At 72.0% G+C, this 24388-nt stretch carries 16 protein-coding genes; 5 read left to right on the top strand and 11 right to left on the bottom strand.

Going from position 1 to position 24388, the window contains the following annotated elements; all coding sequences use genetic code 11:
* Positions 1-345 precede the first annotated feature (345 nt).
* Positions 346-2658: a putative bifunctional diguanylate cyclase/phosphodiesterase gene (locus B118_RS0103960; protein WP_026185355.1), complete on the bottom strand. Its 2313-nt coding sequence runs from the start codon at positions 2656-2658 to the stop codon at positions 346-348.
* Between the two features lie 111 nt (positions 2659-2769).
* Here B118_RS0103960 and ilvD point away from each other — a divergent pair, with 111 nt between their 5' ends.
* On the top strand, positions 2770-4617 hold the full coding sequence (ilvD, locus tag B118_RS0103955) for a dihydroxy-acid dehydratase (protein ID WP_028192399.1): 1848 nt from the start codon (positions 2770-2772) through the stop codon (positions 4615-4617).
* Positions 4618-4732: 115 nt separating this feature from the next.
* Here the strand turns inward: ilvD and B118_RS31530 are convergent, their stop codons facing one another.
* Positions 4733-4894, bottom strand: a complete 162-nt coding sequence (locus B118_RS31530) for a hypothetical protein (protein ID WP_155254598.1) — start codon at positions 4892-4894, stop codon at positions 4733-4735.
* A gap of 548 nt (positions 4895-5442) precedes the next feature.
* Here B118_RS31530 and B118_RS32320 point away from each other — a divergent pair.
* Together B118_RS32320 and B118_RS0103945 are read left to right on the top strand one after the other, a co-directional pair.
* Positions 5443-6843 carry a right-handed parallel beta-helix repeat-containing protein gene (locus tag B118_RS32320; RefSeq protein ID WP_028187982.1) on the top strand — a complete coding sequence of 467 codons (1401 nt, stop codon included), beginning with the start codon at positions 5443-5445 and terminating at the stop codon, positions 6841-6843.
* Positions 6844-6989: 146 nt separating this feature from the next.
* The gene (locus B118_RS0103945) at positions 6990-7379 is read left to right on the top strand and encodes a PH domain-containing protein (protein WP_018220797.1); all 390 of its coding nucleotides are present in this window, start codon (positions 6990-6992) and stop codon (positions 7377-7379) included.
* On the opposite strand, the gene B118_RS0103940 is transcribed toward B118_RS0103945, so the two are convergent.
* Positions 7373-8290, bottom strand: coding sequence for a 2-hydroxyacid dehydrogenase (locus B118_RS0103940; RefSeq protein WP_026185357.1), 918 nt, complete (start codon positions 8288-8290; stop codon positions 7373-7375). The genes B118_RS0103945 and B118_RS0103940 overlap by 7 nt on opposite strands.
* 80 nt (positions 8291-8370) lie before the next feature.
* On the opposite strand from B118_RS0103940, the gene B118_RS0103935 reads away from it, so the two are divergent.
* Both B118_RS0103935 and B118_RS0103930 read left to right on the top strand, forming a co-directional pair.
* Entirely contained in the window at positions 8371-9537 is a 1167-nt protein-coding gene (locus B118_RS0103935; protein ID WP_028192398.1) for a PQQ-dependent sugar dehydrogenase, read from the top strand.
* Positions 9538-9731: 194 nt separating this feature from the next.
* Positions 9732-11312 carry a metallophosphoesterase gene (locus tag B118_RS0103930; RefSeq protein WP_027645332.1) on the top strand — a complete coding sequence of 527 codons (1581 nt, stop codon included), beginning with the start codon at positions 9732-9734 and terminating at the stop codon, positions 11310-11312.
* Between the two features lie 30 nt (positions 11313-11342).
* Here B118_RS0103930 and B118_RS0103925 read toward each other — a convergent pair whose 3' ends face one another.
* The 8 genes from B118_RS0103925 to mnmA form a co-directional block, all read right to left on the bottom strand.
* Positions 11343-13700, bottom strand: a complete 2358-nt coding sequence (locus B118_RS0103925) for a transketolase-like TK C-terminal-containing protein (protein ID WP_018220801.1) — start codon at positions 13698-13700, stop codon at positions 11343-11345.
* Between the two features lie 94 nt (positions 13701-13794).
* Positions 13795-15294, bottom strand: coding sequence for an Asp-tRNA(Asn)/Glu-tRNA(Gln) amidotransferase subunit GatB (gene gatB, locus B118_RS0103920; protein WP_018220802.1), 1500 nt, complete (start codon positions 15292-15294; stop codon positions 13795-13797).
* A 13-nt stretch (positions 15295-15307) separates the two neighbouring features.
* Positions 15308-16783 (bottom strand): Asp-tRNA(Asn)/Glu-tRNA(Gln) amidotransferase subunit GatA, encoded by a 1476-nt coding sequence (gene gatA / locus B118_RS0103915; RefSeq protein ID WP_018220803.1) that lies wholly within the window; start codon positions 16781-16783, stop codon positions 15308-15310.
* On the bottom strand, positions 16780-17085 hold the full coding sequence (gene gatC / locus B118_RS0103910; protein ID WP_018220804.1) for an Asp-tRNA(Asn)/Glu-tRNA(Gln) amidotransferase subunit GatC: 306 nt from the start codon (positions 17083-17085) through the stop codon (positions 16780-16782). Before gatC ends, gatA begins: the two co-directional genes overlap by 4 nt.
* Before the next feature lie 150 nt (positions 17086-17235).
* Positions 17236-19653 carry a putative bifunctional diguanylate cyclase/phosphodiesterase gene (locus tag B118_RS0103905; RefSeq protein ID WP_027645335.1) on the bottom strand — a complete coding sequence of 806 codons (2418 nt, stop codon included), beginning with the start codon at positions 19651-19653 and terminating at the stop codon, positions 17236-17238.
* 144 nt (positions 19654-19797) lie between these two features.
* Positions 19798-21933, bottom strand: a complete 2136-nt coding sequence (gene ligA / locus B118_RS0103900; protein WP_018220806.1) for an NAD-dependent DNA ligase LigA — start codon at positions 21931-21933, stop codon at positions 19798-19800.
* A 231-nt stretch (positions 21934-22164) separates the two neighbouring features.
* On the bottom strand, positions 22165-23172 hold the full coding sequence (locus tag B118_RS0103890) for a uroporphyrinogen decarboxylase/cobalamine-independent methonine synthase family protein (RefSeq protein WP_028184447.1): 1008 nt from the start codon (positions 23170-23172) through the stop codon (positions 22165-22167).
* 52 nt (positions 23173-23224) lie between these two features.
* Positions 23225-24298: a tRNA 2-thiouridine(34) synthase MnmA gene (gene mnmA, locus B118_RS0103885; RefSeq protein ID WP_196230979.1), complete on the bottom strand. Its 1074-nt coding sequence runs from the start codon at positions 24296-24298 to the stop codon at positions 23225-23227.
* Between the last annotated feature and the right edge of the window lie 90 nt (positions 24299-24388).

The following is a 24388-nucleotide window of genomic DNA, read 5'->3' as shown; positions in this document are numbered from 1 at the left end:
GGCGGTTCAAGCCTTCGGCTGGAGGGTGCGGTGGGTTCTGCGGTGGAACGCCGGCGGAACGCCCGGCGGATCTGACGGCAACAAAAAAGCCCGCGTGCGGGATGCACGGGGCCAGCGCACTCTCAGTGGGAGAGCGCGCTCAGGTAAGTACTCGCAGCGACCGGTACGACGACATGGGAACAGCATGACGGATCTCAAGCAATGAGTCAACCTATCCCACATATTGGTTAACGGATCGATCGCAAACTTCCGCCCCGGGACAGTTGGCACCACCGACCGATCCCGGGGCTGACCCGGCCAGTTTCGACCCGGGCTGCTCCGGCCGGCACCAGCTACCCGACCGGGCTACTCCGGCACCGGCTGCCCGGGCCCCGGCCGAGACGGCGGCCGGCGGGGCAGCGGCGGGCCGGAGGCCAGCACGGGCGGCATCGACATGGCGACCGGCGGGGCGTGCGACGAGGTGGCCGCCACCAACATCGCCTCCAGGTGCTCGGCCGGCACCCCCCAGCCGAGGAGGGCGCCCTGGCCGAAGTGGCAGCCCGCGGCGACCACTTCGGCCAGGGCGGTCGGAGTCGTAACCCCCTCGGCGATAACCCCGAGACCCAACTGATGCCCCAGGCGCATGACAATATCGACCATCGGGGCGAATGCCGGGCCGTCGGCGTCCACCGGACGAACCGGCTCATGCCCGGCGACGAGACTGTGATCGATCTTGAGGATGTCGAGCGGAAGCCGCCGAAGCTGGCCGAGGGAGGAGTAGCCGGCGCCGAAGTCGTCCAACGCGATCCGAACCCCGGTCCGGCGCAGCGCGGTCAACCGCCGGATCAGCTCGTCCAGGTCGGTGGCGACGGCGTGCTCGGTGACCTCCAGCACCAGGCGCTGCGGCGGAACCCGATGTGCCCGCAGCGCGTCAGCGACCTGACCGACGTAGGCCGGGGCGTGCAGCTCTCGCGGCGAGACGTTGACCGACACCCACACGTCATGCCCGTCGGCGAGCCAACGGGCGAGCTGCTGGCAGGCCTGGTCCAACACCCACGCCCCCAGCTTGGCGATCATGCCGCACTCCTCGGCGAGCGGGATGAACTCATCCGGGCGGACCGCACCCAGCTCCGGATGGCGCCACCGGAGCAGCGCCTCGGCACCGACCGGGCGCACCGACGGCAGCGACGCCACCGGTTGGAACACCAGCCGCAGCTCGTCGCGCTCGATCGCCCCCCGCAGCTCGTGCTCAAGCGTGGCCCGCCGGCTCAACAGCTGGTCGTAGGCGACGTCGTACCGCTCGATCCGGTTCTTGCCGCGCTGCTTGGCGTAGCGCAGGGCCAGGTCGGCGTGGCGCAGCAGCAGGTCGACATCGGGTTGCCGGGCCCAACCGGCGATGCCGATGCTCGCCGAGAGGAAGACGGGCCCCTCGGGCAGTTCGTACGCGGCCGCCAGCGCCCCGAGGAGTCGCTCCCCCATCTGGTCGATGGTGGCCGGCGAGCCGGGCAGCAGGACGGCGAACTCGTCCCCGCCGAGCCGGGCCGCCAGCTCGCCGAAGCCCAGGGGCGCGCGTAGCCGCCGGCCCACCTCGGCCAGGACGGCGTCGCCGGCGTCGTGACCACGCACATCATTGACGTTCTTGAAGCCGTCCAGGTCGAGCAGGAGCAGGACGCACGGGGTGCCCTGCTCGGCGCAGCGGTGCAGGGCCCGCAGCAGTCCCCGCCGGTTCGCCAGGCCGGTCAGGGCGTCGGTGTGTGCCAACTCCCGGAAGTGCGCCTCCCCCTCGACCAGCCGGCGCGCGTACCGGCGGACGTCGTGCAGGGTCAGGTACTGCCGGGCGACCAGGGCGAAGACCTCGACGCTGGCAGCGGCCATGCCGCACGGTTCGAAGCGGCCATCCTGGAGCAGGTGGTACGCCGCCGCGCCCGCCATCACCAGGATCGGCAGGACGGCGTGCTCACCCTCGCGCCGCGTCGGATCGATGTCCGACTGGCAGGGACGATCGAACCCATGGAGCACCAGCGCCACGGTCAGCAGGCCGGCGACGGCCACCGTCGCGCCACCGAACGCCAACCCCGCCTCAGCCATCAGCAGCCCGGTGGCGACGCCGAGCCCACCGACGGTCGTCGCGGCGGAACCGGCGCCGAGCGCGGCGAGCCGGCGCCGCGGCGACGAGACCCGAAACACCACGACGGTGGCGAGGCCCACGATCAGCGCCGCGCTGGCGGTGGCGAGGAGGATCGGCGCACCGACCGCCGGAGCGGATCCGAGCAGACGGGTCGGCTCGGCGAGGAGCACCCAACCCACGAACCAGAGCGCGGTCGAGATGATCATCCCGTCCAGCAACAGCCGGGTGGCCACCCCGATGGTGGGGGCCATGCCGGGGAGGCGGAGCAGCCCGGCTCCGAAGAGCAGCCCGCTGGTCGCGGTGGCCAGGGCGACCACCTCGGCCCAGCCGACCGAGGGGACCGACTTGGGCTGCCCGGCAGCGGCCAGCAGTACCGCCACGCCGGCCACGACCGCGACCAGGCCGATGACCGCGGCCACGGCGAGGAGGAGAAACGCTGCGGGGCGGCGCGCCGACAACCGGCGGGCGCCGCCCGCCGCCGGGATGGCAGCCGGCTTGCGGGTGAGCCCGCTCCGCACCGCGCCGCGAAGCCGACTCGTGGGTAGCAACACAGCCCAACTCTGCCGGATGAACGCGGGGTATGGGGGGCCGGGATGCGCATCTGTTGGGACACGTCCGGCTCGGGCTCCGGTCACCCCCGCGGCGGTGCCAGACTGGTACGCATGCCTGAGCTGCGGTCGAGGACCTCCACCCACGGTCGGACGATGGCCGGCGCCCGAGCCCTGTGGCGGGCCACCGGGATGACCGACGACGACTTCGGCAAGCCGATCGTCGCCATCGCCAACAGTTTCACCCAGTTCGTTCCGGGGCATGTCCACCTCAAGGAACTCGGCGGCTTGGTGGCCGAGGCGGTAGCCGAGTCCGGCGGGGTGGGCCGGGAGTTCAACACCATCGCCGTGGACGACGGCATCGCGATGGGCCACGGCGGCATGCTCTACTCGCTGCCCAGCCGGGAACTGATCGCCGACGCGGTGGAGTACATGGTCAACGCGCACTGCGCCGACGCCCTGGTCTGCATCTCCAACTGCGACAAGATCACCCCTGGGATGCTGCTGGCCGCACTGCGGCTGAACATCCCGACCGTCTTCGTCTCCGGCGGTCCGATGGAGGCCGGGAAGACCGTCGCGATCGAGGGAGTCGTGCACTCCAAGATCGACCTGATTGACGCGATGATCGCCGCCTCCAACGAGGCGGTCACCGACGACCAACTCGACCAGATCGAACGCTCGGCCTGCCCCACCTGCGGCTCGTGCTCCGGCATGTTCACCGCCAACTCGATGAACTGCCTCACCGAGGCGATCGGCCTGGCCCTGCCCGGCAACGGGTCGACCCTGGCGACCCACGCCGCCCGCCGGTCGCTCTTCGTCGAGGCCGGCCGCACCGTCGTCGAGATCGCCAAGCGCTGGTACGACGGGGACGACGCCACGGTGCTGCCCCGCGCGGTCGCCAGCCGCGCCGCCTTCGACAACGCGGTCGCCCTCGACGTCGCGATGGGTGGCTCGACGAACACCATCCTGCACCTACTCGCCGCCGCCCGCGAGGCCGAGCTGGACTTCGGGGTGATGGACATCGACGCCATCTCCCGGCGGGTGCCCTGCCTGGCCAAGGTCGCACCGAACTCCCCCAATTACCACATGGAGGACGTCCACCGGGCGGGCGGAATCCCGGCCATCCTCGGTGAGCTGGACCGGGCCGGCCTGCTCAACCGGGAGGTCCACGCGGTGCACTCCTCTTCGCTGGAGCGCTGGCTCGCCGACTGGGACATTCGCGGCGGCACCGCGACACCGAAGGCGATCGAGCTGTTCCACGCCGCGCCGGGCGGGGTACGCACCACCGAGCCGTTCTCCACCACCAACCGCTGGTCCACGTTGGACACCGATGCGGCCGGCGGGTGCGTCCGGGACCGGGCGCACGCGTACACCGCGGACGGGGGGCTGGCCATCCTGCACGGCAACCTGGCACCAGAGGGCTGCGTGGTGAAGACCGCCGGCGTGCCCGAGGAGTGCCTAACCTTCCGCGGCCCAGCCCGGGTCTACGAGTCCCAGGACGATGCGGTCACCGCCATTCTGGCCAAGGAGGTCACCGCGGGGGACGTGGTGGTGATCCGCTACGAGGGCCCCCGGGGTGGGCCCGGAATGCAGGAGATGCTCTACCCCACCTCGTTCCTCAAGGGCCGGGGGTTGGGGCGGGCCTGCGCGCTGCTCACCGACGGCCGGTTCTCCGGCGGGACCTCCGGGTTGTCGGTCGGGCACGTCTCCCCGGAGGCCGCCGCCGGCGGGCTGATCGCCCTGGTCGAATCGGGCGACGAGATCGTCATCGACATTCCGAACCGGGCCATCGAGTTGGCCGTACCGGCCGAGGTGTTGGATGCCCGCCGGATCGCGCAGGAGAAGCGAGACCGGCCGTACACGCCGGCGGAGCGGCAGCGCCCCGTCTCGGCGGCGCTGCGCGCGTACGCCGCCATGGCGACCTCCGCCAGCGACGGCGCCTACCGCCGCGTCCCCGAGTAGCCGGATTTCGGGGCGCGACCTCGGGGACCGCCGCCCCGAGAAGACCCGGGAACGCCAGCCGGCCCTCCGCCTACCGAGCGGACCGGGCCGGGCTGGTTGTCGGCGCGGACACAACTCACATCGGACATGGACACGATTCGGCGAGCGAGATCCGCGATTCACCGGTGGCGGCGGGTTTCTTTTCTTGCTGCTCAGTCCCCGAATCGGTTGGATTCGTGAGCCCCGTCACGGCGATTACAACAACAGCGACCAGTCTCACGACCTTCTGAATCGTCACGTCGTCCTCCTCGTCTGCCGGTCGGCAATACCGCGGCGGAGAAACCGGAACCCACCTCCGCCGCACCGATGGTTGACTCTACCGACCAATCTCCGACATTCACATAGATCTAGCCATAGACCCGTCCCAGGAATACCTTAATAAGTCTTAAATTCCAGCACTTAGCAGTTACCCGAACACTTTATGTGATGCCGTTCGGTACCGCCTTTCTGGAATAGCTTCGCGCCGCACGCAGCCGCGAACCCAGCGTCACCCGCCGGCACCCCTGTTCGACGTCAACTCCCCTGAGCCCCCTTGCGGCCGACGCCGGGCGTGCGCCGCGTCGACCACCCCGGGACGAGCGAGCAGGATCAACCGGAGCGGGCGACCACAGCAGAGCTTTGTCTGTTTTGGGCATGTTTTTCGGGTTCATGTTCATTTGATCTGTTTGTCGGTTTAGCGTCCGGGTTGGCCGCTACCGCCCGCTCGGTAGCCGAGGAACCACCCGGTCAGGCACCACCGGGCGGACGGCTCCTCGTCGTTCACGGGGGAAGGACACCGACACCGCGATGAACCAGCAGGAACACATCCAGACACCCGAACCGGACCGCCCCGGCGGGCACCGGGCGAGGTCACGGCGGCGCTGGTGGGCCGCCGGGCTGGCCGGGGTGACCGGCCTGGCCCTCACCGCCGCCGGCATCACCGTCACCCCGATCGGGGATGCGGTCGGACGCGCCATCAGCAGTAGCGACGACCGGCCCGGGAAACACCGGGGCGCCCCCTCCGCCGGAGGCGACCACCACGACGAGCGAGCCAAGGGGGGCGGGAGCGCCCACGACGGCAGGGGTAAGGACACGAAGGGCATCCCGATCCCCTGTGACGCGGACAAGCTGATCGCCGCGATCACCCTCGCCAACGCCCGCGGCGGCGCCACCCTCAACCTCGCCAGCAAGTGCACCTACCTACTCACCGCCACCATCGACGACGCCGGCCTCCCCGACATCACCACCCCCATCACCCTCAACGGCGGCAAACACACCGTCATCGAACGCGCCGCCGCCGTCGAACAATTCAGAATCCTCACCGTCGACACCGGCGGCGACCTCACCCTCCACCACCTCACCATCACCGGCGGACAAACCGACAGCGACGGCGGCGGAATCCTCGTCAACACCGGCGGCGCACTCACCACCAAACACAGCACCATCACCCGCAACATCGCCAACGGAAGCGGCGGGGGCATTTACAGCGCCGGCGTCACCACCGTGCGACACACCACCGTGAGTCGCAATACCGCCGTCGCCACCGGCGGCGGATTCCTCAACTCCGGGGGACGGTTGACTCTGGAGAAAGCAGTGGTCAAGGCGAACACCGCAGGCGCCGTGGGCGGTGTGGTCAGCATCGGCTCCTCCGCCGTCGTGACGATCCGGCACAGCCTGATCGCCGACAACAACTCCGGGGGAGCCGGCGGCCTACTGATCCTCAACGACGGTATCGGCACCGTCGTCGACAGCACGATCACCGGCAACCGCTCGAGTAATTTCGCTGGGATCCAGGTCGACGGACAGCTCACCCTGAAGCGGGTGAAGATCACCAACAACACCGCCTCCTCCGGGTTTGCCGGCGGCCTGTTCGTCGGCCCCGACTCCACCGCTGTGGTCGAGGATGGCCTCATCCAGGGCAACACCTCCCTCTCGAGCCTCGGCGGCGGCGTGTACAACTTCAGCGTGCTGGTGATGCGCAACACGAAGGTCATCGGTAACCAGGCCGAGGAGGGCGGCGGCATCTACAACTCCGGGGGCACGGTGACGCTGTTCAACACGCAGGTGGTGAAGAACATCGCCACGGTCGACGGCGGCGGCATCGTCAACAACGGTGGGACGGTTGACCTGAACACCGCCACCGGCACCATCGTTATCAAGAACCGGCCCAACAACTGCGTCGGCGACGTTCCCGACTGCCCAGCCTGAACCGGCACCCACGCGGGGCTCCGACCCGCCGCAGAGGCGGCGGGTCGGAGCCCCGCACTCCTGGCGATGATCGACTGTGCCGCCACCCGCGGCGCAGGGGACCGCCCCGTCCCGACACCGCTGGGGACAGGTGGGATCATCACAGGGTGAGCAGCTCCGACACCCTCCGATTCCGGCACAACCAGGCCCTGCTGGTAGCCGCGGTGGTCGCCTTCTTCGGCGCCCTGCCCCTGGCCGCCGCCCGGTGGTACCTGTTGCCGGTGCTCCTCGTACCGCTCCTCCTCGGCGGGTGGGCCTGGCGGGCCGGCACCGACGTCACCGCACAGGGGCTGTGCCTGCGGGCTCTCGCCGGCCAGCGCCGAGTCCGCTGGGAGCAGATCGTCGAGTTGGGCGCGGATCCAGCTGGCCGGGCGGTCGCTCGGCTCACCGACGGTCAGACGGTCACGCTGCCCGCCGTCCGCCGGGACGACCTGCCCCGGCTCGTCGCGGTCACCGAGCGGCCCGCGCCCGGCCCGGCCGACCAGTCGATTCAGTAGCCCGCCACCACCACGTTGGTCGGCTGCTCGCCCGCGGCGCAGCGGCGAATCTGATCGCCCACCAGCTGGTACGCCCGCGGGAGCAGGCCCTGTACCGAGCCCGCGACATGCGGGGTGAGTAGCACGTTCGGCATCTCCCACAACGGGTTGTCGGCGGGCAGCGGCTCGGGGTCGGTGACATCCAGTACGGCCGAGATCCGGCCGGTGCCCAGCTCGGCGACGAGCGCCTCGGTCCGCGCCACCGGCCCCCGCGCCGCATTGACCAGCAGGGCGCCATCGCGCATCGCCGCGAGGAAGGCCTCGTCAACCAGCCCGCGGGTCTGCTCGGTCAACGGCACCAGCAGCACCACCACATCCGCCTCCGGCAACAGCCGGGGCAGTTCCGCGACGGCGTGGACGCCGGGCCGCGCCGTCCGGGCCACCCGGGTGAGGCGCACCTCGAACGGGGCGAGGCGTGCCCCGAGCGCCGTGCCGATCGAGCCGGCGCCGACGATCAACACCCGCTTGCCGGCCAGTTCGTCGGTGGGCGCCACCTCGCGGTATGCCCACTCCCGACGGTCCTGTGCCCGGACCAGCGTGGGAATGGAGCGGAGGTGCGCCAGGATCGCGGCGACGACCCACTCCGAGGTGGCCTGGTCGTGCACTCCCCGGGCATCACAGAGCGTCACACCCGCCGGCATCCGGCCGACCCACGCGTCCGCACCGGCGGTCAACAGCTGCACCACTTCCAGATCCGGCAGCTCCCGCAACAGGTCGGTGGTCTCCGCCTCGGCCAGGAACGGCGGGACCCAGAACCGGACGTCGGTCACCGGGGACGGGAGCCGGTCCGGCTCCGCCACCTCCACCGTGACACCCGCCGGCAGGTCGCCGAGGAGGGACATGCCGTGCTCATGGGGGATCCACACCTTCACACCCGCCGACGATAGAGCCTCGAACCGGCCCGCCCTTTTCCGGGGCCCACACCGGCCCACCGGCCGCTACCCTGGTCCCGGTGAGCGCCCGTCCCGCGCACCCGCGCATCCACCGCTTTCGGGCTACCCTCGCGGCGTCGTGCGCGACGCTGCTGATCGTCGCCGGTTGCAGCTTCGGCGAGCCCGGGCCCGACCCGGCCGGCGAACCCCCCACCTTCCCCACCCCGACCACCTCCGACCCGGGCAGCACCGGGCCGGAGGTGGTGGCCACCGTGCTGGCGAAGGGCCTACGGGTCCCGTGGGGCATCGCGTTCCTCCCGGACGGGGGCGCGCTGGTGACCGAGCGGGACTCCGGCCGGATTCTCCAGGTCGGGCCGGAGTCCGACCCCGACGGGCTGCGGGTGACCGTGGTCCAGACCCTCGCCGAGGTGACGGCGGGTGGCGAGGGCGGGCTGATGGGGATCGCCGTCTCCCCGGACTATCAGCGGGACCAGACGGTCTTCGTGTACTACACCGCCGAACGGGACAACCGCGTCGCCCGGCTCACCCTCGGCGAGCCGCCGCGCCCGATCCTGACCGGTATCCCGAAGGCGCGCACCCACAACGGCGGTGGCCTCGCCTTCGGCCCGGACGGGCAGCTCTATGTCAGCACCGGCGACGCCGGCGATCGGGAACAGGCGCAGGACGGCGACCGGCTCGGCGGAAAGATCTTGCGAATCACCACCGCCGGCGAGCCGGCACCGGACAACCCCTTCCCCGACTCGCCCGTCTGGTCCCTGGGGCACCGGAACGTGCAGGGCTTCACCTGGGCCGCCGACGGTCGGATGTACGCCGTCGAGTTCGGCCAGAACACCTGGGACGAGATCAACGAGATCGAGCCGGGCGGCAACTACGGATGGCCGGAGGTCGAAGGCCGCTCCGACGACAGTCGGTACGTCAACCCGATCGTCTGGTGGCCGCCGGCGGACGCCTCCTGCTCCGGACTCGCCCGGACCGAGCAACTCCTCGCTACGGCCTGCCTGCGCGGACAGCGGCTCTGGCTGGTCGAGTTGACCGACATCGGAACGCTCGGCCAACCGCGCGACCTGCTCACCAACCAGTACGGCCGGTTGCGGGCAGTCGCCGCGGCACCGGACGGCTCGCTCTGGGTGAGCACCTCGAACCACGACGGGCGCGGGGCTCCGGTGGCGGAGGACGACCGGCTGCTGCGCCTGGTGTTCGCGGACGGCGAAGCCGGACGAAGCTGACCGCGAGATCGGGCAGAACCAACCGCGAGACCAGGCAAACCCAGCCGCGAGACCGGGCAAACCCAGCCGCGAAGCCGATTGGTGTCGACAGCGAGGCCAGAAAGACCGGCAGCAAAACCGGATAAATTCGACAATGGGCGACACCCGGCCCAGATTTTCCCGAGCCTATCGACTGGGCGAGTCAGAATTTCAGCATGGACGGTCAGGAGAACGAGCAGCAGGACAGCCGAGGCGGCCAGCCGCCGGAGACGGGCTGGAGCCGGCGGCTCCGGCGACGGCCCCGGCGAGCCGGCGGCCGTTCGACCCGCTGGCGGACGCTACGCGCCGTCGGGATGACCCTGGCCGTACTCGCCATAACCCTGGCCGGGGTGTTGATCGGCACGCTGGCCGGCGGCCGGGTCAGCACCGAGGTTGGGCCGTTCCAGGCGAACCTGACGGTGACCCCGGCGCTGCACGGCGGCACCACCATCGACATCCCGCCGCTCGGCGCCCTGCTGCTCGACAGCCACGACGGGCCGACCGAGTTGACCGTGCAGGTCGGCGCCCTCGATCAGGACCGCACCGAGGCGTTGCTGCACGACCCGGAGAGCCTCGACCGGGCGAGCCAGACCGCCGTCGACGACATCCGCGAAGGCATCCTGCGCCTCGGTGTCCGTACGGTCGCCGCCACGGTGCTGGTCACCCTGCTGCTGGCCCTGCTGGTGTTCCGCGACACCCGCCGTACGGCCTGGGCGGGGGTGCTCGCGCTCGCGATCACCGCGGGCAGCCTGGGCACCGCGGCGGCCACCCTACGACCGCAGGCGATCGAAGAGCCCCGCTACGAGGGGCTGCTGGTCAACGCGCCGGCGCTCGTCGGCGACGTCCAGCGGATCGCCAACGACTACACCCGCTACGCCGAGCAACTCCAGCGGCTGGTCGGCAACGTCAGCCAGCTCTACTCCACCGTCTCGGAGCTGCCGGTCTTCGAGCCGCAGCCCGGCACCACCCGGGTGCTGCACATCTCCGACCTGCACCTGAACCCAGCCGCCTGGCAGGTCATCCAGACGGTGGTGGAGCAGTTCGGGATCGACGTCGTGGCCGACACCGGCGACATCACCGACTGGGGCAGCGAGCCGGAGGCGAACTACGTCGACTCGATCGGGCTCCTCCGCACGCCCTACGTCTACATCCGCGGCAACCACGACTCGGGGGGTACGACCGCGGCCGTGGCCCAGCAGCGCAACGCCATCGTGTTGGACAACACGACCGCCGTCGTCGCCGGGCTGACCTTCGCCGGCATCGGGGACCCGCGCTTCACGCCGGACAAGAGCACCTCACCGGCGGCCAGCGGTCTGACCGGGGAGACAGCCGACCAGCTCATCGGCGTCGGTGAACAGTTGGCGGCCACCGCCCGTAGCGCACCCCGACCGGTGGACCTGGCGCTGGTGCACGACCCCGCCTCGGCGGGGCCCCTCTCCGGCGCCACCCCGCTGGTACTCGCCGGACACACCCACAACCGCGAGGTGTACCGGCTGCCCCAGCAGCCGGACCAGACCCCCACCCTGCTGATGGTGCAGGGTTCGACCGGTGGCGCCGGCCTGCGCGGGTTGGAGGGCGAGGAGCCCACCCCGCTGTCGATGACCGTCCTCTACTTCGACGAGGAGAAGCTGCTCCAGGCGTATGACGACATCACCGTCGGCGGCACCGGCCAGGCCCAGGTGAACCTCGAACGGCACATCGTGGAGGACCCGAAGGCCGGGGCCCCCGCTCCGGTCACCCCCACCCCGACCCGCTGACCGCCGGACCAGCCGACGGTCAGCTACCGGTCAGCGCAGGGAGAGGGCGGCGAGGGCGGCGTTCACGATGCTGCCCGGCAGCAGGTCGTGGAGCTCATACAGCTCGGCGACGCTGCCGGACTGACCGAACTCGTCCACGCCGAGGGGCACCGCCGGAGCGCCGACCGCCGAGCCGAGCCACGCCATCGCGTGCGACGCGGCGTCGTGCACGGTGACCACCGGCACCCGGTCGACGAAGGCCGACCGCAGCGCGCCCGGAACGCTCGGCACGGTCGCGGTGCGGACCCCCTGGCGCAGGGTGCGCTGCCAGGCCCGGTAGAGGCGGTCCAGGCTGGTGACGTCCACGACGTGCGCGGCGATCCCCTCCTCGGCCAGCTCGGCCGCCGCGGCGAGCACCTCGGGCAGGACCGCACCGGAGGCGGCGAGCTGCACGACCGGGGCGTCGGCGAGCTGCGGGTACGCCTGATGGGCGTCGACCAGCCGGTAGGCGCCGGCGAGCACCTGCCGGCGCAGCACCGCGTCGCCGAGCCGGCTCCGGGCCGCCGCGAACGGAGCCTGGTCAACCGGGCGGGTACTGAGTCGGAAGTAGTATCCGCCGTCCTCCCCCGGCGCGGCGGTCGCAGCCGGCGCCGTACCGCCGGCGATCTGCCCCAACGCGTCACAGAGCAGCCAGTCCAGGGTGGTGGCGTAGGCGGGCTCGACGAAGGTGACCCCGGGCAGCTCCACGCCGACGCTGGCGGTGAGCGTCGACTGGTGTGCACCCCCCTCCGGCGCGAGGGTGACTCCCGAGGGGGTGCCCGCGACCACGAACCGGGCGCCGGAGTAGGTGCCGTGGAGGAAGGCGTCCAGGCCCCGCAGCACGAACGGGTCGTAGACGGTGCCGACCGGCAGCAGCGGCTGCCCGGAGTGGTCCCAGGCCAGGCCGAGCTGGCCGAGCAGCAGGAACAGGTTCATCTCCGAGATACCCAGCTCGATGTGCTGGCCGGCCGGGCTCTCCGTCCACCGCAGCATCCGGTCCTCGGACCACGCGCGCTGCGAGGTGGGCGCGAACACCCCGGACCGGTTGATGAACCCGGCCAGGTTCGTCGAGGTGGCCACGTCCGGGGCGGTGGTCACGAGGTAGCGCCCGACCTGCGGGTCACGGGACAGGTCGACCAGGACCCGGCCGAAGACCTCCTGGGTGGAGACCGGCTTGTTCGCGCGTACCCGGGTCGTCTCCGGGACGCTGACGCCCAGTGCCCGCGTGCGTGGTGCCCGGGACAGCGCCTCCCGGCGTTCCCCGGCCCGGACACCGGCCGCCGACGCCGGGTCGAGCCGGTCCCACTCGGTGTCCCGGGTGTGGCCGTGCGCGGCCCGCAACTCGTCTACCTGCGCCGTGGTGAGCAGCGCCGAGTGGTTCCGGGGGTTGCCGGCGATCGGCAGCCCCCAGCCCTTCACCGTGTACGCGAAGACCACGCTGGGCCGGTCGGTGACCGCGTCGCACTGGGCGTAGGCGTCCAGCATCGCCGCCAGGTCGTGCCCGCCGAGGTCGGTGACGAGCGGGCCCAGTTCGTCGTCGGGGATGTCGGCGATGAACTCCGCGACTCCCGCCGGCGCGCCGTCGAGGAACTGCTTGCGCAGCAGCGGCCCGGCCAGGCCGAAGAGCGACTGGTACTGCTCGTTCGGCATCCGGTCGATCCAGTCCCGCAGCGCCGCCCCACCCGGACGGGCGTACGCGGCAGCGAGCCGGCGGCCGTACTTGACCTCCACGACGTGCCAGCCCGCGGCCTCGAACTGGCCCCGCCACTGGTCGATCCGAATGCCCGGTACGACCCGATCCAGCGACTGACGGTTGAAGTCGACCAGCCACATCACGGTGCCCAGCCCGGCGGTGGCCGGGTCGGCGACCGCCTCCCAGATGTTGCCCTCGTCCAGCTCGGCGTCGCCGATGAGGGCGACGAACCGGGACCGGGGACGGGCACCGAAGTGCGCGTCCACGTAGCGGCGGGTGACCGCCGCGAAGAGCGGCGCCGCCGCGCCCAGGCCCACCGAGCCGGTGGAGAAGTCGACCTCGTCCGGGTCCTTCGTCCGGGACGGGTACGACTGGAGGCCACCGCGGGCGCGCAGCCGGGTCAGGTACGACCGGTCCAGGTTGCCGAGCAGGTACTGGATGGCGTGGAACACCGGGGAGGCGTGCGGCTTCACCGCGACCCGGTCCTCGGCGTCGAGGTGCGCGAACCACAGCGCCGTCATCGCGGTGACCAGCGACGCGCTGGACGCCTGGTGCCCGCCGACCTTGACGCCGTCGCCGGTGTCCCGGTCGTGGTTGGCCGCGTCCACGATGCGGGTGGCGAGCCACAGCACCCGGCGTTGGATCTCGTCGAGGACAGCAAGGTCGTGCTGGTTCACGGGGGGACTCCATCCGGGCGCCGCCGTTGGCGCCCTCCGAGGGGTGGGCGGGAAGGGCCCGCCGGCAACCAGCCGGCGGGCCCTTCGGCGCACGTCAGCCCTGGACGCCGAGGCGTTCCAGGATCAACTCACGCACGGTCTTGGCGTCAGCCTGGCCACGGGTCGTCTTCATAACCGCACCGACCAGGGCACCGGCCGCGGCCACCTTGCCGCCGCGGACCTTGTCGGCGATGGCGGGGTTGGCGGCGATCGCCTCGTCCACCGCCGCGGTCAGCGCGCCGGTGTCGGAGACCACCTCCAGCTTGCGGTCAACCATGATCTTGGCCGGCGAACCCTCTCCCGCGACCACGTGCTCCAGCACCGTACGGGCCAGCTTGTCGGTGAGTTTGCCGGCGTCGACCAGGCCCTGCAACTCGGCGACCTGCTTCGGGGTGGCGCCGATGTCAGCCAGCTCCGCCCCGGTCTCGTTGGCCCGGCGGGACAGCTCGCCCAGCCACCACTTGCGGGCGGCGGTCGGGGTGGTGCCCGCCGCGATGGTCGCCTCGATCAGCTCGACCGCGCCCGCGTTCAGGATCGACTGCATGTCCAGGTCGGACAGGCCCCACTCCTGCTGCAGGCGGCGCCGGTGCAGCCGCGGCAGCTCCGGCAGCGCGGCCTTCAACTCGGCCACCCAGGTCGGGTCCGGCGCGACCGGCACCAGGTCCGGCTCCGGGAAGTACCGGTAGTCGGTCGCGGTCTCCTTGGACCGGCCGGAAGTGGTGTCCCCGGTGTCCTCGTGGAAGTGCCGGGTCTCCTGGATGATTCGGCCACCCGCCCCGAGCACCGACGCCTGCCGGATGATCTCGGAGCGCACCGCGCGCTCCACCGACCGCAGCGAGTTGACGTTCTTCGTCTCGGTACGGGTGCCCCACTGCTCACCCGGGAGGTTGAGGGAGGTGTTGACGTCGCAGCGCAGCGACCCCTCCTCCATCCGGACGTCGGAGACGCCGAGCGAGCGGAGCACGTCGCGCAGCTCGGTGACGTACGCCCGGGCCACCTCCGGCGCCATCGCACCGGCGCCGGGGATCGGCTTGGTGACGATCTCGACCAGCGGGATACCGGCCCGGTTGTAGTCGACCAGCGATTCGGTCGCGCCGTGGATGCGGCCGGTGGCCCCGCCCACGTGCAGGGTCTTGCCGGTGTCCTCCTCCATGTGCACCCGTTCGATGCTGATCCGCACCGGTTCGCCGTTCACCTCGACGTCCAGGTAGCCGTCCACGCAGAGCGGCTCGTCGTACTGGCTGATCTGGTAGTTCTTCGGCATGTCCGGGTAGTAGTAGTTCTTCCGGGCAAACCGGCACCACTGCGCGATCGAGCAGTTCAGCGCGAGCCCGATCCGGATGGTCGCCTCCACGGCCGCCCGGTTGGCCACCGGAAGCGAGCCCGGCAGCCCCAGGCAAACCGGGCAGACCCGGGTGTTCGGCGCCCCGCCGAAGTCGGTCGGGCAGCCACAGAACATCTTGGTGTTCGTGCCCAACTCGACGTGGGTCTCCAGGCCGATCACCGGTTCGTAGCGCGCGACGACCTCGTCGTACGCGGGCAGTGTCGTCGTCATCGGTGCTCCTGCCTCACAGTGCCGGTGGGGTGAACGGGCCGACAGCGCTCTCCAGCGCGGCCGCGACCCGGTACATCCGGTCGTCGGCCATCGTCGGTGCCATGACCTGCAGGCCAACCGGGAGCCCGTCGGCGAGACCACAGGGCACCGAGATGCCCGGCCCGCCGTACAGGTTGCTCGGAATGGTGAACAGGTCGGCCAGGTACATCTGGTACGGGTCGGCGGTGCGCGCCCCGACCGGGAACGCGACGAACGGCGTCGTCGGCGAGATCAGGGCGTCGACCTGGTCGAAGGCGGTGGCGAAATCCCGGCTGATCAGGGTGCGCACCTTCTGCGCCTGACCGTAGTACGCGTCGTAGTAGCCCGACGAGAGGGCGTACGTGCCGAGCATGACCCGCCGCTTGACCTCCGGGCCGAAACCGGCCTCCCGGGTCGCCGACATGACCTCCTCCAGCGACCGGACTCCGTCGTCACCGACCCGCAGGCCGAACCGGACCCCGTCGAAGCGGGCCAGGTTCGACGAGCACTCGCTCGGGGCGATCAGGTAGTACGCCGGCAGCGCGTACCGGAAGTGCGGGCAGGAGACCTCGACGACCTCGGCGCCCAACTTGGTGAGCGTCTCCACCGCCGCCCGGAAGGCCGCCAGCACGCCCGGCTCGGCGCCCTCCCCGGCGAACTCCCGGACCACGCCCAGCCGAACCCCGGTCAGGTCGCCGCTGGCACCGAGCCGGGCAGCGGCCACCACGTCCGGCACCGGTGCCGGAATCGAGGTCGAGTCGAGCGGGTCGTGGCCACCGATCGCCTCGTGCAGCAGCGCGGCGTCCAGCACCGTACGGGCGCAGGGGCCGGGGGTGTCCAGCGAGGACGAGAAGGCGATCAGGCCGTACCGGGAGGTCCCCCCGTAGGTGGGCTTGACGCCGACGGTGCCGGTGACGGCCCCGGGCTGTCGGATCGAGCCGCCGGTGTCCGAACCGATCGACAGAGGCGTCTCGTACGCGGCCAGGGCGGCCGAGCTGCCGCCGCCGGAGCCGCCCGGGATCCGGCTCAGGTCCCACGGGTTGTGGGTCGGCCCGAAGGCCGAGTACTCGGTGGACGAGCCCATCGCGAACTCGTCCATGTTGGTCTTGCCCAACATCACCGTGTCGGCCGCCCGCAGCCGCCGCACGATCGTGGAGTCGTAGGGCGGGCGCCAGTCGGCCAGGATCTTCGACCCGGCGGTGGTCGGTACGCCCTTCGTGGTGAGCACATCCTTGACCGCCACCGGCACCCCGGCCAGCGGGCCGAGCGGCTCACCCGCGGCGCGACGCGAATCCACGTCGCGGGCGGCGGCGAGGGCACCCTCCGTGTCGACGTGCAGGAAGGCGTGCACCCGGTCGTCGACGGCCGAGATCCGGTCCAGGTGCGCCTGGGTGACCTCGACCGCCGAGGACTCGCCGCGCGCCACCAGGCCGGCGAGTTCGGCGGCGGAGAAGCTGGTCAGGTCGGTCATGAGGCCACATCCTCGTCCAGAATCCGCGGTACGCGGAACCGCTGCTCGGCGGCGTCGGGCGCGCCCGACAGCGCCTCCTGGGGCGTCAGGCACGACGCCACCACGTCGTCGCGCAGCACGTTGGTCAGCGGCACGGAGTGCGACGTCGGCGGGATGTCCGCCGCGGTGACCTCGCCGACCTGGGCGACTGCCTGGAGGATCACGTCGAGTTGGCCGGCGAGGGTAGCCAGCTCCTCCTCGGTCACGGCGAGCCGCGACAGTCGCGCCAGGTGCGCGACCTCCTCGCGGGAGATGGCGGCCATCGGTGCCCCCTTCGTGGCTGTTTTGCTGATCTGTCCGCGCCGACCGCGGGCGGTGCTGCGCTACCCGCGGTGACCGCAGCGAGTCTATTGCTCCCGCCCGACGCCGCTGCCCCGACTCCCCCCTCAGCGGAGCGACGGCGGGGTTGCCGGTCAACGGGCAGGGTGCGGCCCGACGGCGGCCTCCGGGCCCGGCGTCGGGCGGACCGGGCGATGCCGGGCCAGCCAGGCGACAAGCTCCTCGGCCGGCATCGGCCGGGCATAGAACCAGCCCTGCGCGGCGTCGCAGCCAATCGCGTGCAGCATCCGCCAGGTTCGCTCGTCCTCCACCCCTTCGGCCACCGCCCGTAGCCCGAGCGCCCGGGCCAGCTCGACCACCGAGGTGACGATCGCCGCGTCGTCGGCGTCCTCGGTCATCCCGAGCACGAAGGAGCGGTCCACCTTGACCTCGGTGAGCGGTAGCCGCCGCAGGTGTTGCAGGGAGGAGAAGCCGGTACCGAAGTCGTCCAGGGCGATTCCCACGCCGAGCCGGTGCAGCCGGGTGATGGTGGCGAGCACCCGCCGCGGGTCGGCCATCAACGCCCCCTCGGTGATCTCCAGCTGGAGGCGCTGCGGCGGTACGTCGTGCTGGGCGAGTCGCTCCGCGATCCGATCGGCGATCTCCCCGGTGTGCAGGTCCCGGACGCTGACGTTCAGGGCGGCCCGGAGGACCACACCCGCCGCCTGCCACCGTCCCAGCTGCGCCACCACGTCGTCGATGACCCGCAAGGTGAGCAGGCGCATCACCGCGCTCTGCTCGGCCACCCGGATCAGCTCCTCCGGGTCGACCATCCCGCGCCGGGGGTGGCGCCAGCGCAGCAGTGCCTCGACCCCGACCACCTCCCCGGTCGCGATGGCGACCTGCGGCTGGTAGTACATGGTTATCTCACCCGCGCCGGCCGGGTCAGCCAGGCCACCGGCGCACCCCACCGCCGCGGTGAGCTCCGGCCCCCCGGCTCCGTCGGTGGCGGCGGCGAGCGGTTCAACGGTCTCGCCGGAGGCCGGCAGGCCGGCCGGGCCGACGATGGCGCGGCGGCGAATCGGGTCGGCGGCGGTGACGATCCGCTGGATCAGCTCGTCGGAGTGGACCAGGTGCACGCGCTGCCGCCGGCCCCACCGCGACCACCGGCCCGGGCTCGACCCGCTCGTGCCGGGCAGCACCGCGTCGGCGCCGCCGAGCACCGGACGCGCCGAACCGTTGCGCCCCGGGTCCGCCCCACCGCCGTCCGCGTCGGGGCGTAACCCGGAGGCGAGGACCCGACGCAGGTCGGCCAGGAGACCCAGCCGCTCGGCCGAGTTGTGGTCGGACTCGGCCACGTAGACGGCGACCGTGTCGTTGCGCTGCTTCGCGTCGTACATCGCCACATCGGCGTGGCGCATCAGGGTGGTGAAGTCCTCACCGTGGTCGGGGAAGAGCGCGACCCCGATCGACCCGCCGACATCCAGCGGCAGCCCGTCCAGCGTGACCGGCTCGGCCAACGCGGCCACCACCCGGCCCGCCCGGTCGCGTGCCTCGGCGACGTCGGTCAGCCCGGTCAGCACGATGGCGAACTCGTCCCCGCCGAGCCGGGCCACCAGGTCCCCATCGGCGACCTCGGTCAGCCGGGCGCCCACCTCGACCAGCAGCCGATCGCCGACGGCGTGCCCGAGCGCGTCGTTGACGTGCTTGAACCGGTCCAGATCGAGCAGCAGCAGCGCCATGCGGGCCGGCGCCGAACCATCCGCGGCCCGCTCCGCGTGCCGGTGCAGCCGCGCGCCGACCTCGGCGACCAGTGCGTTCCGGTTGGGCAGGCCGGTGAGGGGATCGAGAGAGGCGAGCTGCTGCTGCTCGGCGCTGAGCCGGGCCATCTGGTAGACCGCGAACAGCGGCGCCAGCACCAGCGGGACCAGCGCCGCGCTCGCCTGGGCCGCGGTGATCAGCACCGGCGCGAGCAGCAGCAGCGAACCGGTGGAGAGCAGCTCGAAACCCATCCCCGGCCGCCAACGTGCCCCGAACCGCAGCCACACCGCCGTGCTGACCAGCCCGTAGTTGACGGTGAACCAGGCGAGCATCGCGCCACTGACCGCCACCACGTCGGTCCCACTGAGCTGCCCGCCACCGACCAGGTCGCCCGGGCCGAGGCCGATCAGAACATGGGCGGCGGCGAGGGCACAGGCGTACTGACCGGCGTTGAAGGCGATTCGCCAACTGGCGTGCCCCATTCGGACTCCGGACACCACGACCGCCACCGCCTGCACGGCGACCGCCGGGCCCAGCCCCCAGCCGAGCAGGATGGCGAAGGTGAAGCAGATTGACGGAAACATGACCGACGACCGCCGCCGCCCCGCTGGGACGAACGGCCAAGCGTCTCCGGCGACCGCCAGCACCGCCATGGTCCAGAACGCGGCGGGCAGCCGGAACACCTGGTCCGGGAGGGCAAGCAACGGAGCCGCCGACGTCAGCGCGGCCACGGCGAGGACCACCGCCACGAAGGCGAAGAACGGCGCGCTCCGTCCTGGTGGGACGAAGTTGCGCGGGTCGGCCGTCGCCATCACACCTCCCGCGGGTCAGGGTCGGCGCACCCAGGTGTACGCCGTGTCCCCCATGTAACGCCCCAGGAGCCACAATTCCCCGTACGACAGCCACGAATCGGTCGTAGTCGTAATTAAGTTGGTATACGCGCCCACGGCCGCCGGTCAGTCCTCGACCCGGGCCACCGCCTGAGCGGCCTCGGAGCCCGCGTCGAGCAGCACCGCAAAACCCTCTTCGTCCAGCACCGGCACCTTCAGGCTCGCCGCCTTCTCCGCCTTCGTCCCAGGGTTGTCACCGACCACCACAAAGGCGGTCTTCTTCGAGACCGAGCCGGTGACCTTGCCGCCGCGCGACTTGATCGCCTCGGCCGCCTGGTCCCGGGAGAAGCCGGCAAGTGTCCCGGTCACCACCACGGTCACCCCCTCCAGCGGGCGCGGCCCCTGCTCGACGGCCTTCTCCGCCATCCGCACCCCGGCCTCGGCCCACTTCCGCACCACCTCGCGGTGCCAACCCACGGCGAACCACTCCCGCACGCTCGCCGCGATGGTCGGCCCGACTCCGTCAACAGCCGACAGCTCCTCCTCCCCGGCCTGGTCAATCGCCTCGACCGACCGGAAGTGCCGGGCCAGGGCCTGCGCCGCGGTCGGGCCGACGTGCCGGATGGAGAGCGCCACCAGCACCCGCCAGAGCTCGCGCTCCTTGGCCACGGCCAGGTTCTCCAGCAACTTGACCGCATTGCTGCCGAGGCTGCCGTCCTTGTTGACGAAGAACGGGGACCGCGCCAACTGCGCGGTGTCGAGAGTGAACAGGTCGCCCTCATCGGTGATGATCTGGGCGTCGAGCAACGCGGCGGCCCCCTTGTAGCCCAGGACCTCGATGTCGAAGGCCCCCCGCCCAGCGAGGTGGAAGACCCGCTCCCGGAGCTGGGCCGGGCAGCTACGCGCGTTGGGGCAACGGATGTCGATGTCGCCCTCCTTCGCCGGCGCCAGCGGGGTGTCGCAGCACGGGCACCGGCTCGGCATCACGAACGGCCGAGCCTCCGGTGGGCGCAGCTCGACCACCGGGCCAAGCACCTCGGGAATGACGTCACCGGCCTTCCGGATCACCACCGTGTCGCCGATCAACACCCCCTTGCGCTCCACCTCGCGGGCGTTGTGCAGGGTGGCCAGCGCCACCGTCGACCCGGCCACCCGGACCGGCTCCAGGACCGCGAAGGGAGTGACCCGGCCGGTGCGCCCGACGTTCACGTCGATGTCGAGCAGCCGGGTGTTGACCTCCTCCGGCGGGTACTTGAACGCGATCGCCCAACGCGGTGCCCGGCTGGTCGAACCCAGTCGGCCCTGAATCGCCACCGGGTCGACCTTCACCACCACGCCATCAATCTCGTGCTCGACGTCGTGCCGGTGCGCGGCGTAGTGCGCGATGTACTCCGCCACACCGGTCAGCCCCGGCACCACCCGCCACCGATCGCTGGTCGGCAGCCCCCAGGCCCGCAACGCCGCGTACGACTCGGACTGAGTGCTCGGCGCCCAGCCCCGGCGGGCCCCGAAGCCATGCACGACCAGCCGCAGCGGCCGGGACGCGGTGACCCGTGGATCCTTCTGCCGCAGGCTGCCGGCGGCCGCGTTGCGCGGGTTGGCGAAGGGGGCCCGCCCCTGCTCGACCAGCCCGGCGTTCAGATCCGCGAAGCCGGCGACCGGGAAGTAGATCTCACCGCGGACCTCGAGGAAAGTGGGGATCTCCGGAAACTCGGCCGACGGCGTCAGCTCCCCCGGCACGTCCCGAATGCTGCGGACGTTCGCCGTCACATCCTCGCCGGTGCGGCCGTCCCCGCGGGTGGCCGCCCGGACCAGACGCCCCTGCTCGTAGCTCAGATTGATCGCGAGGCCGTCCACCTTCAGCTCGCAGAGGTAGGGAACCGGGCCACCGGCATCCCGCTCGACCCGCTCGGCCCAGGCCGCCAGCTCCTCGTCGGAGAAGGCGTTGTCGAGCGACATCATCCGCTCGGCGTGCGCCACCGGGGTGAAGTCGGTGGAGAAGGCGCCCCCCACCCGCTGCGTCGGCGAGTCCGGCGTGCGCAGGGCCGGGAACTCCGCCTCCAGCGCCGCCAACTCCCGCAGCTGCTCATCGAAGGCCGCGTCGGAGACGGTCGGCGCGTCGAGCACGTAGTAGCGGTATTGGTGCTCGGTCAGCTCCCGGCTGAGCGTCGCATGCCGCTCGCGCGCCGCCGGGGTCGGCTCCGCGCCGGCCGCCGCCTCCTGCCCCGCAGGGACCTGCTGGCCGATGGCATCCTCGGACATCGCCCTGACCTCCCATTCTTCCCTACCCCGGGAACCGTATCGGGGCGGTGAGACATTGCGCCGGTCGCCCGCCCGCGTCCGCGACGGCGAGGCGATACCGGCCGCCAGCCCCGACCCGGACGGCCGCCCGGCCACCGGCGGGAGCGGTTGCGCGAGTCACCGGCGGGAGCGATTGCGCGAGTCACCGGCGGGAGCGGTTGCCCGAGTCAGGCAACACCCAGCCCGCGCCGCTCACCCCTGCTCGCTCAACCGCCGTCCCGCGTCCCGGCAGGCGGCGAGGACCGCTCGGGTGTGCCCTCCGGTGGCGTTCGCCAACCCACAGGCCGGCGTGACGACAACCTGCTCGGCGAGCTGCCGACGGGGGAACCCGAGGCGGTCCCAGAGCCGGCGGACCCGCTCGGCGACCTGCGCCGACGTCGGTGCGTCGCCGGCCGACGCCGGTCGCGTGGGCACGGCACCGGCCAGGAGGCCCAGCCCGGCGTCGATCGCCTCACCCAGCGGATCCAGGTCGGTGACCAGGTCGAGATCGAGGGCCGCACCAACCGCGCCGACCTCCCGAATCAACTCCAGCGGCACGTCCGGGGCGCAGCAGTGCACCACGACCGGTACGTCGGCGGCGACGACGACCTCGCGCAGCAGGCTGCGGGCCCGGCCCGGCTCCACCGGCTGATACGTCCCGAACCCGCTCTCGGTCGGCACCCGACCGGCGAGCACCGCCGGCAACGACGGCTCGTCCAGCTGCAGCAGCACCGAGGCCCGCGGTAGCCGACGCGTGACGGCCGCGACGTGTTCCCGTACCCCCTCGGCCAGGGAGCCGACCAGGTCCCGCACCGCGCCGGGATCGCGTACCAACCGGCCGCCCACCGGCAGCTCCACCGCCGCGGCCAGGGTCAGCGGCCCGGCGACCTGGACCTTGACCGGCCCGGCGTACGCCTCGGCCTGCGCGGCGAGTTGGTCCAGATCCCGCTCCATCAGGTCCCGGGCCCGGCGCCGGTCCCGGCCCGGGCGGGAGGCGACGCGCCACCGGGCAGCGTAGAGCTCGACCGGCAGCTCCACCAGCAACCCGGCGGTCCGGCCGATCAGCTCCGCGCCCGGGCCACGGGCGGGCAACTCGGGCAGGTGGGGAAGGAGGGGCAGCTCACCGAGGACGATCCGCTGGGCCTCCGCGATGTCGGTGCCGGGCAGCGACCCGACACCGGTCGCCGCACCCGCGGGCCACGGCCACGGCTGATCACTCACGGTCGAAGACTATCCGATTCGCGGACGACCGCCGCCGGGCCACCCGGGCGGGTCAGGCCGCGATGGTGGCGGAGCCGAGCACGATGTCACCCGCCGGGTCCGGGCGGTAAGCCACGATCGCCTGGCCGGCCGCCACCCCGCGGACCGGCTGATGCAGCTCGGCCCGGAGCCCGTCGCCGGTCACCGCCACGGTCGCCGACACCACGTTGCCGTGCGCACGCAACTGCACCTCACACTCGACCGGATCGGCCGGCCGGGGCCCGCCGATCCACACCGGACGCCGCCCCTGCACCTGGGACACCGCCAACGCCTCGGCCGGGCCCACCGTCACCGTGTTGGTCTTCGGGGTGATCGACAGGACGTAGCGGGGGCGACCGTCCGGGGCCGGGCGGTCCAGGTGCAGCCCGCGCCGCTGCCCGACGGTGTAGGCGTATGCCCCGGTGTGCCGGCCCACCACCTCGCCGGTGGCATCGTCAACGACATCGCCGGGCGCCGTGCCGAGTCGCTGGGCGAGGAAACCACGGGTGTCCCCGTCGGCGACGAAGCAGATGTCGTGCGAGTCCGGCTTGTCGGCCACCGCCAGGCCGCGCCGGGTCGCCTCCGCTCGGACCTGCGTCTTCGTCGAATCCCCCAGCGGGAACATCGACCGGCTCAGCTGCTCGCGGGTGAGCACGCCGAGCACGTAGGACTGGTCCTTGGCGAGATCGACGCTACGGCGCAGCAACCCGTCGGCGCCGAGCCGCGCGTGGTGGCCGGTGACGACGGCGTCGAAGCCCAGGGCCACGGCCCGGTCCAGCACCGCGGCAAACTTGATCTTCTCGTTGCAGCGAAGACAGGGATTCGGGGTACGGCCGGCCGCGTACTCGGCGACGAAGTCGTCCACCACGTCGGCCTGGAACCGCTCAGCCATGTCCCACACATAGAACGGGATGCCGAGCACGTCGGCGGCCCGCCGGGCGTCCCGGGAGTCCTCCAGCGTGCAGCAGCCCCGGGCGCCGGTGCGATAGGTCTGCGGGTTGCGGGCCAGCGCCAGGTGCACCCCGGTCACGTCATGCCCCGCCTCGGCAGCCCGCGCCGCCGCGACCGCGGAGTCCACGCCGCCCGACATCGCCGCCAGCACCCGCACCCCGACCACCTTCCCCACACCGTCCGGCACCACGGTGGCGCCCGGACGAGCGTAACCACCCTGGCCGCCGCCCCCAAACCCAGCGCCCCG

The organism is Salinispora pacifica CNR114, from assembly GCF_000514775.1.
GTDB classification, from domain to species: domain Bacteria; phylum Actinomycetota; class Actinomycetes; order Mycobacteriales; family Micromonosporaceae; genus Micromonospora; species Micromonospora pacifica.
Note: the sequence above shows the minus strand (reverse complement) of the source record. Positions and strands in the feature narration are given on the sequence as shown.